Source organism: Streptomyces marianii (assembly GCF_005795905.1).
Lineage (GTDB): Bacteria > Actinomycetota > Actinomycetes > Streptomycetales > Streptomycetaceae > Streptomyces > Streptomyces marianii.
The window spans coordinates 294322-308678 of sequence record NZ_VAWE01000002.1 but is presented as its reverse complement, the minus strand read 5'-3'; the positions used below and the strand labels follow the sequence as shown (position 1 = coordinate 308678).

Genomic DNA, 14357 nt, shown 5'->3' with positions numbered 1-14357 from the left:
AGGGCGGTGCCGCTCCTGCTGTGACGGGCAGGACGGCCCACCACCTGGCCCAGGACGGGCCGGGACTACCCACCCATGAGGGAGACCGCATTGAGCGCGCGCCCCATCCTGAACGGCGGCCAGGCCGCCTCCTGCTACTTCCGTACGACCGTGGATGCCCCCGACCGGAAGGCGTTGGTGCAGATCTGCGAGCCGTGCAACGCGAAGTGTGACCACTGCTTCGTGGTCGCCACGCTGCGCGGCAACTACATGCCGGTGAACGACGTCCGGGACAAGCTGGTCCCGCAGCTCGCCGCCGCCCGCGTCACGAAGGTGACCATCACCGGCGGGGAGCCGATGATGCACCCGGACCTCCTGGAGATCGTCGCCCTGTTCCGGGCCGCCGGGATGTCGGTGGGCGTGTGCACCAACGGCACGATGTGCTCCGACGAGACGGTGGCCGCCCTGGCGGAGCTGGACGTCCACATGAACGTCAGCCTGGATGGCTTCTCACCGGAGTCGCACGACACGTTCCGCAAGCTCGAAGGGTGCTTCGCCGAGACGGTGGACACCATCAAGCGGTTCGCCCGCGCCGGCATCCTCCAGGGCCTCCTGTGCACGCCGAACAACCTGGCCCAGGACCGGGAGTACCGGGAGCTGGTGGAGTTCGCCCGGGAGCACGGCGCCACGTACGTCCTCATGAACCCGCTTGGCTCGATGGGGCGGGGCGCGTCGAAGAGGGCGCAGGGCAAGCTCCGTACGCCGGACGACCGAATGCGGGACATCGCCGCCATGACGGCCGAGGTGGCCGGCGAGGACGTCGAGATGGTGAACATCCGCTTCCCGAACACGGAGGGGAAACCGCTCGCGGGCTGCGAGGCCGGGAACATCATCTACGTGTTCACGGACGGCGGCGTGGCGATCTGCCCGTACCTGGTTTTCGCGGCCCGGACGAACGTCTCCCAGCACCCTGACACGGACTTCCTCGTGGGCAACATGTGGGAGCACGACGACATCGCGGCCCGCCTGGACGCGTACGGCAAGTTCTCCGACCGGTGGGACCTCGGCGGGAACGAGACGTGCGGCTCCTGCTCTCTCTCGCCCTCGTGCGGGAAGGGCTGCCCGGCCGCCGTGGTGGCCGCTGGCGAACGGATCGGCGCGGTGGACACGGAACAGTGCCCGGTGGTCCCGCGCCAGACCCGCGTCCTTCCCCTGGTCGGTGTCTCGTGACCGGCGACCGCGGCCTCCTGGTCGCCGTCGAGGGCCCGGGCGGGGTCGGGAAGTCCACCGTCACGGCTCTCGTCGCCCGGCTCCTTCGCGCGGAGGGTGTGCCCGTGCTGCCGACCCGGGAGCCCACGGACACCGCCCTGGGCAACCTCGCGCGACACGGCACGGACGAGTACCAGGGCGAGGCCATGGCGTGCCTGATCGCCGCGGACCGCTTCAAGCACGGCGAGGAGATCCGGCCGGCGCTGGAGCGCGGGGAGGTCGTGGTCTGTGACCGGTACATCGCCAGTAGCCTCGCGCTCCAGTGCATGGACGGCGTGGACCGGGAGTTCGTGTGGCTCCTCAACGAGCGGGTCCTCCAGCCGGACCTGACCGTGATGGTGACCGGCCACCCGGACGTGATCGAGGCCCGGCTCACCGCGCGGGGCGCGCACTCCCGGTACGAACGCGCCCAGGGCTCCAGCCGCGTGGAGTGCGCCTACTTCGCGGAGGCCGCTAAGTTCCTTCGCAGCAAGGGACATCGCGTCCTGGACGTGAACGCCACCCAGACGCCGGCCGAAGAGGTCGCCCGCACGATCGTCGCCGCGATCACCCGACTCCGGAAGGACCCGCCGAACCATGACGCTGGACGTGCTCACGTTCAACCTCAACAACCCGTCCCTGTCCCGCGCGGAGCGACAGCTCCGGTACCTGGCGAGCCGGCCGGAGCCGGTACTCGTCCTCACGGAGACGGCGCGGAGCGCGGGGTGTGAGTTCCTGGCCGAGCGGTTCGAGAGGGCCGGCTACTCGGTGACCTTCCCGAGGCCGCCGCACGGCACCCGGGAGCGGGGCGTGATGATCGTCTCCCGCCTCGCCACGAGCCCGCTCCGGCTACCGGTGAACTACCTCCCGCACCGGGTGGCCGCCGTGACCGTGGAGACCACCACGGGGCCGCTGGAGGTCGTCGGGGTGTATGTGCCCTCCCGGGACCAGACGGAGGCGAAGGTCACCAGGAAGCGAACGTTCCTGGAGGGCCTGGCCGCCGCGCTCCCCACCGGGAAGGCCGGCCACCGCCTGGTCCTCGGGGACTTCAACATCCTGGAGCCCAACCACGTTCCGAAGTACCGCACGTTCCAGGCATGGGAGTACGGGTTCTACACCGGGCTCGCCGCGGCCGGGTACGCGGATGCCTTCCGCCTCCTGGCGCCGGACGCCCTGGAGTACTCCTGGGTGGGGCGTACCGGCGACGGCTACCGCTACGACCACGCCCACGCCTCCGGGCCCCTCACGCGCCACGTGACGGGCTGCCGGTACGTGCACGAGCCGCGGACCGACGAGGACCGGCTCACCGACCACTCCGCCCTCACGGTCGCCCTGGCGCTCACCGCCACGGCGCCCCTGGACGTGACCGACCCGGCCGCCGCGGAGCTCACGGCGCCGGCACTCTTCTGACCCTGCTGCAGGACCGCCCGAGGAGGACGGCATGAAGGTTGACACCTGGGACTATGTGGCGCGGCTGCGGAAGTGGCTCGACACGGACGCGGCCCCGACGTCGGTGGAGGACGCCAGGCTCCTGCGCGTGCTCAAGATTTCGGAGGAGCTGGGCGAGGTTGCGGAGGCTCTGCACGGGGCGCTCGGCGCCAACCCCAGGAAGGGGGCGTCACACAGCTGGGGCGACGTGGCGAAGGAGCTCGCGGACGTCATCGTGACGGCCGCGGTCGCCCTGGACACCGTGAGCGGGAACGGCGCGGCCGTCGTGGAACACCAGCTCCAAGGCCGCGTGGAGGAGGAAATCACGGCGGCCGGAGACATCCGGCTCCTCCAGGTCCTCGCGATCAGTGGCGACATGGGCACGATCGCCACCGCCGTGTATGGGGCGCTGGGCACTGGCCCGCGCGGTGAGGCGGCCGAGGTGACGCACACGTGGGAGGACGTGGCGGCACGCCTCGCCGAACTCATCCTCACGGCCGCCGCCGCGCTGGACGACCTCACCGGCGATGCCTGGGACACGGTGGATGAGCGGCTGCGGTTCCTCGTGGACAGGGTCGCCGCTTAGTACAGACGTGCCGCGGCCCCGACGCCAGGGAGGACTGGCGCCGGGGCCGCGGCGTACGCGCCTGCAAGCGGGGGCCTTCCGGTATTCCTCTGGACGAGGTCCGCAAGGTCGTCGACGGTGTCGGCTAACTCCCGACCGTGCTGCGTGTAGGACATCGGCTAACCAGGCAATGCCTGGCGACAGGACAGCCGACCTCGCGGCCCGGGAGACTTCCCCCACCCTCGATGACTCTTTTTTCTTGCCTCACGACAGGTGTCTGTGTAGATTAGAAGGGTCGTTGAGGGTGGGGGCGGACCCGGAGATCGGGGTTCGGATCCCTGCAGGAGCACCCACAACCCACCTACCACCGTGGCGCGGTCCACCGGCGCCCAGAGGCGATGGTCCTGGTCCCCCAGGGCGCGATCGCCGACCCCAGGGGGTGTAGCTCAGAGGTAGAGCGACGGTCTCCAAAGCCGGCAGCGCAGGTTCGATCCCTGCCGCCCCCGCCCCACGTCCCGACCCGGCGGCCCGCTGGACGTCGTCGTCGGCCGACCCGGTCGAAGGCGTTCGCCAGCCGTCTCATCCAGCAGGCTGGCCCTGCTGCTCAGTAAGGGAGTTCGCCCATCAGCACGTCGTACCCACTCTCCGGAGTGAAGAGGGTCCTGCACCCTGACGGCACCGTCGACCGCGTGGAGTTCCACGACAGGCCGCAGACCGCGGATGAGGTCCGCGCTTTCGCCAAGTACCGCGATCTGTCCCCGCTGGAGCTGATGCGACGGCTGCGCACCGCGGAATGGAACGCGGAGGTCGCGCAGACCGAACGCGACCAGTGGAAGGCGACCGCACGGCGGACTCAGACGGATCTGGCCCAGGCGGAGCGGCGGCTGGCCGCGATCACGCCGGGAGGCTGGGAAATACCCAAGGCCGTCCAGGAGCTGCTCGCGCACGCTGAAAGCCACGGATGGCGCTCGGCGCGGGCATGGACGCCGCGAGGAGCGGACGAGATGCTCCTGAAGATCGTCATCGGCCGGGACACGCACCTGTGCGATCCGCCCGCGCGTGGGACCCAGTGGCGATTCGAGCTGACCTGGAGCTGTGTCCCGGGCTCGGCCCGACGGGCCGGGGCGGGGCTTGCCCGCACGCCCGACCGTCCGCAGTGGCATGACGCCCCTTCGGTGCGCAGGATCCGCGCGCTGATCAGTGAGCATCCCTACGTGGAGGGCGCAGCGTGATCGTCTTCGCCGCTCTCGCCCTGTTCGCCCTTGGCTACGCCGCGGGTCGGCTCCGGCCGTGGGGGCACTTCGGAGGGTGGGTGGAGGACCTGCTTCTGCCGCGCGACCACGGGCGCTGGCTCGGCAGCCGCGTGCGCGAGTGGGCCCTCTTCGCAGCCCTGGCGGTCACACGGCCCCGGGTCGCGCTCAAGGTCTGGCGGAAGCGCAAGTCCCCGTAGCCGTCGAGCATCGCCCCCGCCGTCCTGCCGTCCTCCGGCGGGAACGCTGCGCCCCGAGAGGGCGATCACCTCCCCCTTCAGCGATCCGGCGCCGCCACAAACCGAAGCCTTCCGTACAGAGGAGTTCCTTGCCTGTCCACCATCTCCCCGAGCGCGTGAAGCTGCCGCTGCCCGGCATCGGCTCCGCCGATGCGCGCGTGACCGTCCTGGAGCGCGGCCGCGTCCGCTACGTCGTCCGTGCTCCGCACGTGCACGGAACCTTCGTGGTGGTGCCGGACCACATCGCCAATGGTCCGGTTCTGCCGACCACCGTCGCGGTGCAGTTCGGTGACGGTCTTGAGCCGCTCGGCAGCTTCTATCGTGAGCACCGGCCAGACGAGCCGGTGGTTCACGGTGTCCGTGTCCATGGCTGGACTGGGCACCTGCATCCGGATGACCTGCCGACCGGATGGTTCCTGGGCCGCTACGCCGTCGGGCTGAGCAACGGCATTCACCGGGAGCTCACCCGTGGCACGCGGCGCCGCGTCGAGGCCGTGATCCTGGCCATCGTCACGCACTGGCGTAGCCTGCCCTGCCGGCGCGACCTGATGGTGACGGCGGCGCGTGAGAAGGCGGAGGAGTACGCCGAGCACGAGGGCAACCTCGCCGCCGCGGCGGAGGCCCAGGCCGTCGAGCTCGAACAGGAACGCCAGGCTGTTCGCCACCGGCTCTGCGTGCTGGCCGGCATTCTGCGGCGTCGGCCACGTCCCGTGCAGGCGCCGCAGGCTGAGCCGGTGGAGCTGCCGATCGAAGATCCCCGCCGGGGGCCGCTCGGGCAGATCACGGTCCGCGAGGTCGCCGTGAACGCCGGAGTCGCGGGCAGCGTCGTCTACGAGGTCACCGGAGCCCGGGTGACCGGGCGGTTCACCGTCGGCCCGAACCGGTACCGGCCGGAGCCGATCCCGCAGGGCATCTGGGTCGCCTACGGGCACGCCAGCGACCGGTACTACGAGGACGAGCGGGCGCATGCCCCCGTGGTCAACGGGGTGCGCCTGTCCGGCCAGTGGGACCACAACACGAGCGGCGACATCACCCCCACCGCCCCGGACACGATCGGCGCCCGGGCCCCGTCACGGGGATCGGCACCGTACGCCACCGAGCGCCGCACGGCAGCCGTCGTCCGCACACTGGCCCTGCACTACCTGCGCCGCCCGGATCTGGCGGCTCTGCGCCTGGCCGCCGCCCAGGCAAACGTCCCACATCTGCGCGCAGACGCACGACGTCAGCTGAGCGAGGTCAAGAAGCAGCTCGCCATCGAGGAGCGCAACGCACGCCGCCATCGGGCCCGCGAGCGCGAACTGCGCGCCCTGGTCCCCGGAAGCCCGTACGAGGACCTGCCCGCCGCAGCCGCCTGACCGCCGTACCTGCACCCCGCCCATGGAGTAGGGACCATGCACAGCGACGTCATGGACCGGGAGATGAAGGAGGCACACGTCTGCTCGTCACGCTCCAGGTCCCTCGCCCTGGCCAAGTCCGCTTCAGGCGGTCTTGTCAGGCTGAGCGATGCCCGCGGCGGCGCGGACCTCCCTCAGCAGGACGCCGGCCTGCTGTTCGTCGACGGGGTCGAGGTAGAGAAGCCGCATCAGGGTCATCTCTGCGCAGTTCCATCGCCTCTCCCAGTGCGCCACCCGCGCCAGCCCGTGCAGCCTGCGCAACAGCGGCCGGTTGGACTGCTCCCGCCACAGGAGCACCCCGCCGTCGTACATCGGGAAGGCGAGCGGCACCTCGGCGACGACGGCCGGCGCATTCGTCGTTCTCGCTGGCGAAAGCATGCTCGAGGGCGACCTGAGCGAGCGCACCGGTGCGAGCTGCTGGGCAAACTGCAGCAAGCCCTGGAGAACACGGAGAGCGAGGCGCACATCCGTTTCCTGCGGCCACCGCGGCATCAGCCTGAACTGACGCCCTGGTGCAGCGAATCGCCTCGGCACCGCGGCCGCCGACCGCCCCGGCTCGCTACGCGGCTAGGGCCCCGCGATCACGTCTCCGTCGGCCGGCCGTCGCGTGATCGCGACGGCCGTGCGCTCTACCAGGCGGCGACGCGGGCGATGTGCGCGAGCAGCACGGCGGTGATGGCGGGGGAGGTCGGCACCTCGGCGTTGACGGTCATGGTCGAGGCGTCGAAGTCGCGGCTGGCCGTGTGCGTGATCGTGGCGGTGCCGCCGTCGCGGGACAGCGAGAAGGACGGCACCCCGGGCAGTCGCTCGGGCAGGTCGGGCGCCGCGGCGGGCCCGCTGATGGGCGTTGCAGTGTCAAGGTCGGCCAGGTCGGCGGCGAGGTGGTGCAGGTGCCAGTCCTCGTGCGCGCACGCGCCGTGGCACTTCAGCCCCGCAAGGCGTCGGGCCCCGGGCGCGTACAGCACGTGCCGGGTATGGTCCCGGTAGTTCTTCGTGTGGACGGCCGTCTGCTCGGCGCCCGGGTTGAGCCGGACGATCCAGAAGGCATCGCCGTCCTGGTCGTGGAACTGCCAGGTCATGCGGATCTCGGCGGCGACGGCGAGGTCCGGCCAGTCGACGGCGACGCCGGTGTCCTGGCCCTGCCAGGTGTGCAGGTGCACGCTGCTGCGACCGGCAGCCGGGTCGGCGATCCACATCCCAGGGGTCCGCGGCCAGTCCCTCACACGGCCGAGCAGCAGCACAGACTGGTCGGGCCAGTTCGGCAACGGCGGGTGCTCGCGGGCGTTCTGGTAGACCGGGCAGGTTCCGCACTGCACCCGCGGCGTGTCCGGCGAGGCCTCCACGGCGGGCCGTGAAGCGAGCTTCGCGCCCATGCACCGCTCGTAGCCGCCCCAGCGCTGACGGCCGGTGCGGGCCTCGAAGAGGGAGGCGAACCGGATCGGCCGGAGTCCGCAGTGGGCGGGGGTGTCGAAGTGGGCGTTGAGCGAGAGCCTGTTCCACCCCTGGCCGTCCGGCCCGCGCGGGCTGTACTCGTGGGGGTTGTCGAGGTAGATGGGCACAATGCCTCCATTCAGGGAACGCTTGGGCATGCGGGAGTCAGGCGGCAGAGCGAGGACTGTTTGATCAGATGCCACCACCGAAGACCGCGCGAGCGGGCCTCTCGCCAGCAGGGGAACGGCCGGGCCACGGCACGAGGGTGGGCCTCAGGTCGTCGAGTCGGGCGTACCAGTCATCCTCGTCGGCGAAGACGGTGTCGCATCCGGCGATGCAGATCATCTGGCCGTGGTTGCAGAACACGCGGTCACGTGCCGCGTGCTACGTATCCGGCTCGGTGTTCATCTCCGACATCTCCAGATCGACGTCCAGCCGCCGAGCAAGAACCCTAAAGTATCTCTACGGGCAATACGCGTCAAGTTAACAGTGTCACCACTCTCCATCGGGCGACCCTTATGGTTGACTCATTAGTCGCCTATTGGGTACATTAGCGGATACAGAGTGAGCGGGACCCCCACCCGGAAGATGACGAGGAGAGCGTGATGGAGCAGTTGCCATTCCGGGTCACCATCCACCGGGTCTACGAGGACGAGGTCGTGGAGAATCTGACCTGCCCGCCGGGTCAGGTGCTGTGGCAGGCCCTCGACTTCGTCCAGCGGGTGATCGCGCGGGGGCACTGGGTCCTCATCGTCCCGGATCAGGGATGTGGCCTCATCGCTGAGGTTTCCGCCCCCATCGCCCCGGACCTGCTGTCCGAGATCGTGTCCAAGGCAATCTCCGCGGGCCAGAGCACGCTCGTCCTGCCCCAGACCGTCGACCGGTCGGGCGTCCTGCCGGTCCTTCGGACCCTTTCTGCCGCTCCGTCCTGATCAGGACACGTCGCCTGCGCGGTCGAACAACGGCGCAGCCAGAGCCCTGATCAGCCGCCCGGCACCGCTGCCAAAGGCCGGGCGCCCCCATCCCGACGCCGCACGTACCGCCCACGGATGCGTGCCGCCTCCGACCGAAAGGCCCCGTTAATGATCACGAACGTCGAGAGCCTCGCCTCCGCCCGCGTCGTCGGGGAGATCCTCGTTGCGGCCATCCACAACATCGCCGAGCAGAGCATCGACGGGCATGACCTCACTGCGGTCAGGAACCGGCTCGACGGCAACTATTCCGCCATCGTCCGCTCGGCCAGGACGTACGCCGAGTCCGTCAAGGCCGGCAAGACCGACGAGGAAGCCAAGCGGGACGCCGCCATCGCGGTCGTCAGCAACTACCGCCTGCAGCACAACCTCTAACCCTCACGGGCAGTCCCGGCCCTACCTCACGAATTGCACCCACCAGAAGGAGACTGCGTGACCAACCTGACCACTCTGCCGCTGACCGGTCTCGAAGTGCCGCACACCCGCTACCGGATCACCAGCCTCCAGCAGGTGACCATGAGCTGTGGCGTCGCGTTCAGCGCGAACGTGCGCCAGGGCCGCGCTCTCGTGGGAGTGATCGAGAATGACGGCTGCGGCGGCGGCACTTGGTTCGCCCCGGCAGACCGCACCGGACGCCAGGGAATGGCCGAATTCACGCGCGCCTGCCGCTGGAAGGGCGAACCGATCGGCGAAGAGGAGGTGTACGACCACCTCATCGACGAGTACGACCTGGCACGTACGGCCAAGCGGAACGCGCGCAAGCGGTCGAGCCTGCTGCGCGGGCTCGACGCCGACGGGTACACCGAGCACATCATCGAGGCCAAGGTCCCCGCTGTCTGGCTTGCCAGGGGCGACTACCCGTACATGGGTCAGCTGGCCCGGGAACTCTCCGGGCACCAGCCCGCTCCCGAGGTCTGGCAGGTGTGGGACGGTGAGCAGTGGCAGGAGCTCGTGCTCCCTGACACCACGAGCAGCGCCTCCCTGGCGAGGCGCTCGGCATGACGGCCGTCTGGTACCGGGCGAACGACGACCGGCGCGTCATCGTCCACCTGGAAGACCCGTCCTACGCCATCGACAGCGCGCGCTTTGCCCGGTGCGGAACCCTGCTCGCCGAGATTGCACCCCCACTCGGCGACGGCGACACCCGGCGCCTGTGCCGTACGTGCGGCCTGAGCGACGACGAGCTGGGCACGACGCGCTCCTGCTTCCATCGCATCCAGCCGATCGCGGTCGGGTAGCCCGCTGCCGCCGGTGCGGCACCCCGGTCGGGCCCTGCCCACCCGACCCGGTGGACCTCGTCTGCTCGTGCGAGGATCTCGCCCAGCTGGTGGCCACCCGCACCCCCGCTGGGCCCCGCCCACGCCGCGCAGCGGCTGTCCGTCCGGCGGTTTTCGACCACTTGGTTCGACTGAAGTGGATCACGCCGGCCGACGCTGTCGAGGTACGGTTCGGCACCCCGCGGGCCGGGACCGTCCGCGTGCCGCTGTTCCGCGCCGGCGATGTCGACGGCTTGCCTGTGGCCCCTGCGGCCCATCCCGAAGGTGAATGGGCCACCCTCCGCGCCGTCGGCAAGGGGCAACATTCGCCTCTCGCCGCACTTCCGGCAGTTGCTGCGTGGCCTCAACTGCGACAGGAGCAGGCTGCGGGCTCAGGAGATCCAGGCGCGGAGGGCGCGGGCGACCCCGCGGAGGTCCTCCTCCCCGGCACGGACTGCTCCCGCCAGGCTCCACAGGGCGTCCGGTTTAGCCGTGACCGTGTGCCCGGACATCTGGAGGTAGGCATCGGCGGCCGCGTACCCGACGACGAGGTTGTAGTCCTCGAAGGGGCGCATGACCAGAGCGTGATGAAGGAAGGTGGCCGCTCGGGACGCAGCGTCCTCGTAGTACGGCTGCCCGGCGATCTGTTCATACCGGTGCGCGCTGCCGGTCCAGTGCAGCGCTCCCCAGTCAGCGATGGCGATGTTCCGGGGGGCGACCTCCTCCTGGATGGCGAGCAGCCAGCCAGGGTCGACGTAGACGATCGGGCTCACCGCATACCCTCGGGCGCGTCCTTCACGGCCTCCAGAGCGGTGGGCAAAGCGGTACGCGCGGCATCGAGGAAGCGCGCCCGGTCTGCCTCTGTGACCAGAAGATGCTTGGCCAGGGAGCGAGTGGACATGCCCAGTTTCTGGGCGTGCGCGTTCACCCGGGCCAGCTCCTCGGCACTGAGATCCACGGAGATTTTCGGCATGGATCCACTGTACCCGTGAATGCCTCCATCGATGGAGGCATTCACGGAGGCACACGAAGGAGGCGAACCCTGCCACCTCTTTTTGCTTGCCTCTACATGCCCATGTAGGTACATTAGTGCCCACGATCCATGTGTCTCCCCGCCCTCTTATTGCTCCTCCCGGGGCTGCACACCAGGCACCGCGACCGCAGAAGCGTCACGACAGTCCCCAGGAGTCCCCTTGAGCCGCCAGACCACCAGCCCGCTCGAGCATCGCAACCTGCGCAGCTCCGATCGTTCCCCTCGCGAGATCGCCGGCGGCTTCCGCCACACCTTCGGACTCGACCTCGCGCCCGCCTATCAGCGCGGGGACGTCTGGGCGGAGGACCAGCGTGTCGCGCTCATCCGGTCATGGATCACGGGAACCCCGACGGGTGTGGTCATCTTCAACGACCGCACCACACCGGAATGGAAGGTAGCCAACGGCTACGACCCCGCGGACCGCGGTGAGCCGATGTACGCCTGCATCGACGGCAAGCAGCGTGTGACGACGGCGTACCTGTGGTACGACGGTGAACTCGCCGTCCCGGCTTCGTGGTTCCCGGCGGCCGACGTGGTGAAGACTGAGGAGACCGCGGACGGCCCATACGTTCGCTACTCGGGGCTGAGCAGGCCGGCCCAGTTGAAGTTCTCCAACAGGGCGCACCTCTCCATCGCGATGGCCAAGGTGCCCACGGTCACGGACGAGGCGAACATCTACCTGCTGGTCAACGGAGGAGGCACTCCGCAGACCCCGGCCGACATGGATAACGCGGCCCGGGTCATGTCCGATGCGCTGGAGGAGCGGTGACTGTGCTCCGGCGTCCTCAGCGGCGCCTCACTGCCGCCGAGCGTGAAGTCGTTGCCCGCGCGCAGACCTTGTATCTGCACCGCATGCTGCACCTCGGTCTCGTCGACCCGGTGCCCAACCCTTCGCCGATGAGTGAAGCCGAGGGCGCCTGGGTCCGTACGGAGGTGTGGCCCTCCTTCCTCCACCGGATCGACGACGGGTACGCCTGGGGATTCTGGCGGTGGTCCTTCTGCGAGCGGGGCACCTGCTGGAACTGCCTCGGCGGACGCTGCGACAACTGCCTGCATCGGCGGAAGGGCCGCCCCGATGCCTGTGACAACGCCGAGACGGTGCACAACCATCGCGGGCAGTCTGTCGCCACCCTCGTAGTTCGCCCCGGAGGTGAGCCGTGTGTGTGGTGGTGCCGCTGCCCGTGCCCGAAGGACGGTGAGGCTGCTGCGGGCGCGGATCTGGCTGTTGAGGCGGGCCGCCAGGCTCGCTCCGTCTCCCACGCCCCTGGGGACGAGCAACGCGGCCAGGAGGCGCTTCCCGGTTTGGAGCTGGTCGGACGGCCTACTTCTCGGCCTGCTCCGCGGCAGTAGCCGTGGCACGTTCGCCGTCCTGCACCTGCTGCAGCCTCTTGATCGTGGCCGCCAGGACGTCTTGGACCCCCGTGGTGTCGCCTCCCGTCCCGTCGATCTTCACGCGGACGTTGACGTTGCCCGAGCGTGCGAAGGCGTAGATCGAGTCCTTGCTCAGGCCCGGATTGACGACGAGGACCGACTCCTCCCCCACCTTCTTCTTCAGCGCCTCCTCCTTGTCCGACTCCTTGCCCCGCCACGCCGCGTAGGCGGATGTGGAGTTCTCCGGCGAGTCGTACAGGCAGATGCCGATGTCCATCATGTTGTTGGTGGAGCCGTTGTAGGTGAACCACGCGGAGCCTCCGCGGACCCACCCCTTGGAGGCGGTCGTACTGTCTGAGGATGTGCAGTACGTGCCGTCCGAGGTGATCCTCTTGCCCTTGTACGGCTCCCACCCCGAGAGCACTTCTCCGGCGCCCGGAAGGGCCTGCGCTATCTCGCTCTGCCCGAGTTGCTTCGTGATGGGCTTGTCCGCTTCCTCGCGCGAGCCGTCGGACGAGCAGGAGGTGAGGGCGGCGATACCGAGAAGGACGACGAGAGCTGCAGTTCCTTTGCGTGACATGAGCACACACTAGATCGCCTGGCGCGCGGGCAGGCGGGCGTCCTGGCGACTGTGATCGGTATCGCCTCCGGTGAGCCGACCTCGTCTCCTGGCTGCGTCGGGCGCTCGCAAACCAGAGTCAGGCCCTCCCAGCGCAGATTCTGTCCACAGGAGCTCCGTTCGAGCATGCGTGGACGGCCCCGATCCGTGTTGACGTGCTTCGCACCGTCGACCGGCGTCTCGGGGCACACGACGCGATCGGAGGACCCACGTGGGCAGGTACAAGCTGAAGAAGCAGCGGCGCAGTCGGTTCCAGGCCGACGGCCGGCCAGTCGATGAGGCGTGTTTGGCGTCCCATGTTGCCGCGGTGGCCGACACGGTGGATGACCACGGTCGGGTGACGTTCTGGGATGACCCCGCGCTGCAGCTAGGCCAGGTCGCCAGCGGGATCGACCCCGAGTCCGGAGCAGTGACGGTTGACCCGGGCGAGTCCGGGCAGCTGCCAGCGGCTCTGTTCGAGCCGGCACGCGCCTTGATGATAAAGGCGCCTGGTGAGCCGCCACGAGAGCAGCAGGCGGAGGCTGCGATCCAACTGGGGATGGAGCGGTTCGGTCTCGGGTTCGCCGTGCTGCGTCCGGCGGACGGGTGGGCGTTGCACAGGCTGGCCGACGAGAGGCTGGAGCTGCGGAGTCCTGACGGAGGGGTGTTCTCGCGGATCGCGGTCCCTTTCAACCCCGCTTGGATCTCGTCCGCGCTGTCGACCGGGTTCGTGCTCTGCCTCTACGGGATCCAGCTCGGAGTACGCACCCCGCCGGGGATGCCGGCGGGCCAGTACACGGATGGCGCAAGACTGGAGGAGTTCCGCCGGGGTCGGGGCCTTGGGTTCACCGCTGCCGGGCTGGTGAGCTTCGTGAACAACCGCGGGTAGCGGGCGCGGTGCGCCGCTTGCTGTCGTGACGGCCGGCAGAGGTCACGGTGCAGTGGGTGTCACGAGTTCACCTGCCCACTGGGCGAGGGCTTCGAAGTCCTCGATGGTGAGTCCGACGCTGGGGTCGACGTCGTAGAGCAGAGCGGGTCCGGGGTGGTGACGCCGTACGTAGTCGCGGTCCGCGTCGTGAAGCTGGTCGTCGACCCAGGCGAACGGGCGCCCGCCGGCGAAGCGTACGACGTCGGCCGTCTTGAAATAGGTGCCGTCCAGGGAGAAGGCGTTGGGCTCGGTCCAGTTGACGACGGGCAGCGGTGGCAGCCCGATGCGTGGACCGATGTACCGGTTCGCGTCCTCTTCCCACGTGGTCGCCCAGACGTGCTCGAAGGGAAGGTCGAGAAGTTCGGCGCCGTGCTCGGGGTGCAGCCGGACCAGAAGGTCGGGGACGTCGTCTTCCAGGAGGTGCGGGTACTGGGCGAGCCAGGACTGTGGCCTCAGGTAGTGGGACTGGTAGCCGTCAGGACCGGGCAGGGCGGCTTCGAACACGTTGAGGGGGCCGTCAACGTCGAGGAAAAGGAACGGCTTGAGCAAGAACCCTCCAAGGCCTGTGGTGCGGCCGGCGCGTCTGGTGAGGCGGGCCGGCCGCATCTCTTGTGCGGGGGTGGAGTCGGACGCGGTGCGGGGCGTTGGTCTGTCTGCGGCTCAGAT

General features: G+C 69.5%; 21 protein-coding genes and 1 tRNA gene. 15 read left to right on the top strand and 7 right to left on the bottom strand.

All coding sequences use genetic code 11. The annotated features are described in order from the left end of the window. Window positions 1-90 precede the first annotated feature (90 nt). From FEF34_RS39420 to FEF34_RS39385, 8 genes are all read left to right on the top strand, one after another. Complete coding sequence (locus tag FEF34_RS39420) at window positions 91-1209, top strand: radical SAM protein (RefSeq protein WP_138058255.1); 1119 nt, start codon at window positions 91-93, stop codon at window positions 1207-1209. Further along, complete coding sequence (tmk, locus tag FEF34_RS39415; protein WP_234043340.1) at window positions 1206-1958, top strand: dTMP kinase; 753 nt, start codon at window positions 1206-1208, stop codon at window positions 1956-1958. Before FEF34_RS39420 ends, tmk begins: the two co-directional genes overlap by 4 nt. Then, on the top strand, window positions 1867-2637 hold the full coding sequence (locus tag FEF34_RS39410; RefSeq protein WP_234043346.1) for an endonuclease/exonuclease/phosphatase family protein: 771 nt from the start codon (window positions 1867-1869) through the stop codon (window positions 2635-2637). The genes tmk and FEF34_RS39410 overlap by 92 nt, the downstream gene beginning before the upstream one ends. A gap of 31 nt (window positions 2638-2668) precedes the next feature. Then, window positions 2669-3241, top strand: a complete 573-nt coding sequence (locus tag FEF34_RS44050) for a MazG-like family protein (protein WP_325063681.1) — start codon at window positions 2669-2671, stop codon at window positions 3239-3241. 414 nt (window positions 3242-3655) lie between these two features. Beyond that, window positions 3656-3726 (top strand) — tRNA-Trp (locus tag FEF34_RS39400). 144 nt (window positions 3727-3870) lie between these two features. Then, complete coding sequence (locus FEF34_RS39395) at window positions 3871-4452, top strand: hypothetical protein (protein WP_138058253.1); 582 nt, start codon at window positions 3871-3873, stop codon at window positions 4450-4452. Then, on the top strand, window positions 4449-4670 hold the full coding sequence (locus FEF34_RS39390) for a hypothetical protein (protein WP_138058252.1): 222 nt from the start codon (window positions 4449-4451) through the stop codon (window positions 4668-4670). Before FEF34_RS39395 ends, FEF34_RS39390 begins: the two co-directional genes overlap by 4 nt. Window positions 4671-4798: 128 nt before the next feature. Then, window positions 4799-6064: a hypothetical protein gene (locus FEF34_RS39385; protein WP_138058251.1), complete on the top strand. Its 1266-nt coding sequence runs from the start codon at window positions 4799-4801 to the stop codon at window positions 6062-6064. Window positions 6065-6187: 123 nt separating this feature from the next. On the opposite strand, the gene FEF34_RS39380 is transcribed toward FEF34_RS39385, so the two are convergent. From FEF34_RS39380 to FEF34_RS39370, 3 genes are all read right to left on the bottom strand, one after another. After that, the gene (locus FEF34_RS39380) at window positions 6188-6481 is read right to left on the bottom strand and encodes a hypothetical protein (RefSeq protein WP_138058250.1); all 294 of its coding nucleotides are present in this window, start codon (window positions 6479-6481) and stop codon (window positions 6188-6190) included. 251 nt (window positions 6482-6732) lie between these two features. Next, window positions 6733-7662 (bottom strand): hypothetical protein, encoded by a 930-nt coding sequence (locus tag FEF34_RS39375; RefSeq protein ID WP_138058249.1) that lies wholly within the window; start codon window positions 7660-7662, stop codon window positions 6733-6735. 64 nt (window positions 7663-7726) lie between these two features. Then, complete coding sequence (locus tag FEF34_RS39370; protein WP_234043339.1) at window positions 7727-7900, bottom strand: hypothetical protein; 174 nt, start codon at window positions 7898-7900, stop codon at window positions 7727-7729. 239 nt (window positions 7901-8139) lie between these two features. Here FEF34_RS39370 and FEF34_RS39365 point away from each other — a divergent pair, with 239 nt between their 5' ends. The 4 genes from FEF34_RS39365 (at window position 8140) to FEF34_RS39350 (ending at window position 9743) form a co-directional block, all read left to right on the top strand. After that, window positions 8140-8466 carry a hypothetical protein gene (locus FEF34_RS39365; RefSeq protein ID WP_138058248.1) on the top strand — a complete coding sequence of 109 codons (327 nt, stop codon included), beginning with the start codon at window positions 8140-8142 and terminating at the stop codon, window positions 8464-8466. Between the two features lie 150 nt (window positions 8467-8616). Further along, the gene (locus tag FEF34_RS39360) at window positions 8617-8880 is read left to right on the top strand and encodes a hypothetical protein (protein ID WP_138058247.1); all 264 of its coding nucleotides are present in this window, start codon (window positions 8617-8619) and stop codon (window positions 8878-8880) included. Between the two features lie 57 nt (window positions 8881-8937). Next, the gene (locus FEF34_RS39355) at window positions 8938-9507 is read left to right on the top strand and encodes a hypothetical protein (protein ID WP_138058246.1); all 570 of its coding nucleotides are present in this window, start codon (window positions 8938-8940) and stop codon (window positions 9505-9507) included. After that, window positions 9504-9743 carry a hypothetical protein gene (locus FEF34_RS39350; RefSeq protein ID WP_138058245.1) on the top strand — a complete coding sequence of 80 codons (240 nt, stop codon included), beginning with the start codon at window positions 9504-9506 and terminating at the stop codon, window positions 9741-9743. Before FEF34_RS39355 ends, FEF34_RS39350 begins: the two co-directional genes overlap by 4 nt. A 410-nt stretch (window positions 9744-10153) precedes the next feature. Here FEF34_RS39350 and FEF34_RS39340 read toward each other — a convergent pair whose 3' ends face one another. After that, a complete protein-coding gene (locus tag FEF34_RS39340) occupies window positions 10154-10534 on the bottom strand; it encodes a hypothetical protein (protein ID WP_138058244.1) in 381 nt (126 codons plus the stop codon). Next, window positions 10531-10734, bottom strand: coding sequence for a hypothetical protein (locus FEF34_RS39335; RefSeq protein ID WP_138058243.1), 204 nt, complete (start codon window positions 10732-10734; stop codon window positions 10531-10533). Before FEF34_RS39335 ends, FEF34_RS39340 begins: the two co-directional genes overlap by 4 nt. Window positions 10735-10954: 220 nt before the next feature. On the opposite strand from FEF34_RS39335, the gene FEF34_RS39330 reads away from it, so the two are divergent. Continuing rightward, window positions 10955-11563: a DUF262 domain-containing protein gene (locus FEF34_RS39330; RefSeq protein WP_171053387.1), complete on the top strand. Its 609-nt coding sequence runs from the start codon at window positions 10955-10957 to the stop codon at window positions 11561-11563. Then, on the top strand, window positions 11560-12144 hold the full coding sequence (locus FEF34_RS39325) for a DUF6248 family natural product biosynthesis protein (RefSeq protein WP_138058241.1): 585 nt from the start codon (window positions 11560-11562) through the stop codon (window positions 12142-12144). Before FEF34_RS39330 ends, FEF34_RS39325 begins: the two co-directional genes overlap by 4 nt. On the opposite strand, the gene FEF34_RS39320 is transcribed toward FEF34_RS39325, so the two are convergent. Then, window positions 12116-12745: a hypothetical protein gene (locus tag FEF34_RS39320; protein WP_138058240.1), complete on the bottom strand. Its 630-nt coding sequence runs from the start codon at window positions 12743-12745 to the stop codon at window positions 12116-12118. The genes FEF34_RS39325 and FEF34_RS39320 overlap by 29 nt on opposite strands. A 250-nt stretch (window positions 12746-12995) precedes the next feature. Here FEF34_RS39320 and FEF34_RS39315 point away from each other — a divergent pair, with 250 nt between their 5' ends. Further along, on the top strand, window positions 12996-13652 hold the full coding sequence (locus FEF34_RS39315; protein ID WP_138058239.1) for a hypothetical protein: 657 nt from the start codon (window positions 12996-12998) through the stop codon (window positions 13650-13652). 42 nt (window positions 13653-13694) lie between these two features. On the opposite strand, the gene FEF34_RS39310 is transcribed toward FEF34_RS39315, so the two are convergent. Beyond that, the gene (locus FEF34_RS39310) at window positions 13695-14240 is read right to left on the bottom strand and encodes an HAD domain-containing protein (RefSeq protein WP_171053386.1); all 546 of its coding nucleotides are present in this window, start codon (window positions 14238-14240) and stop codon (window positions 13695-13697) included. Window positions 14241-14357 lie beyond the last annotated feature (117 nt).

Excerpts from the sequence above, each read along its gene's own strand:
- FEF34_RS44050 (WP_325063681.1), top strand. The coding sequence starts at position 2,669 with ATGAAGGTTGACACCTGGGACTATGTGGCGCGGCTGCGGAAGTGGCTC.
- FEF34_RS39380 (WP_138058250.1), bottom strand. The coding sequence starts at position 6,481 with ATGCTTTCGCCAGCGAGAACGACGAATGCGCCGGCCGTCGTCGCCGAG.
- FEF34_RS39365 (WP_138058248.1), top strand. The coding sequence starts at position 8,140 with ATGGAGCAGTTGCCATTCCGGGTCACCATCCACCGGGTCTACGAGGAC.
- FEF34_RS39360 (WP_138058247.1), top strand. The coding sequence starts at position 8,617 with ATGATCACGAACGTCGAGAGCCTCGCCTCCGCCCGCGTCGTCGGGGAG.
- FEF34_RS39350 (WP_138058245.1), top strand. The coding sequence starts at position 9,504 with ATGACGGCCGTCTGGTACCGGGCGAACGACGACCGGCGCGTCATCGTC.
- FEF34_RS39335 (WP_138058243.1), bottom strand. The coding sequence starts at position 10,734 with ATGCCGAAAATCTCCGTGGATCTCAGTGCCGAGGAGCTGGCCCGGGTG.
- FEF34_RS39320 (WP_138058240.1), bottom strand. The coding sequence starts at position 12,745 with ATGTCACGCAAAGGAACTGCAGCTCTCGTCGTCCTTCTCGGTATCGCC.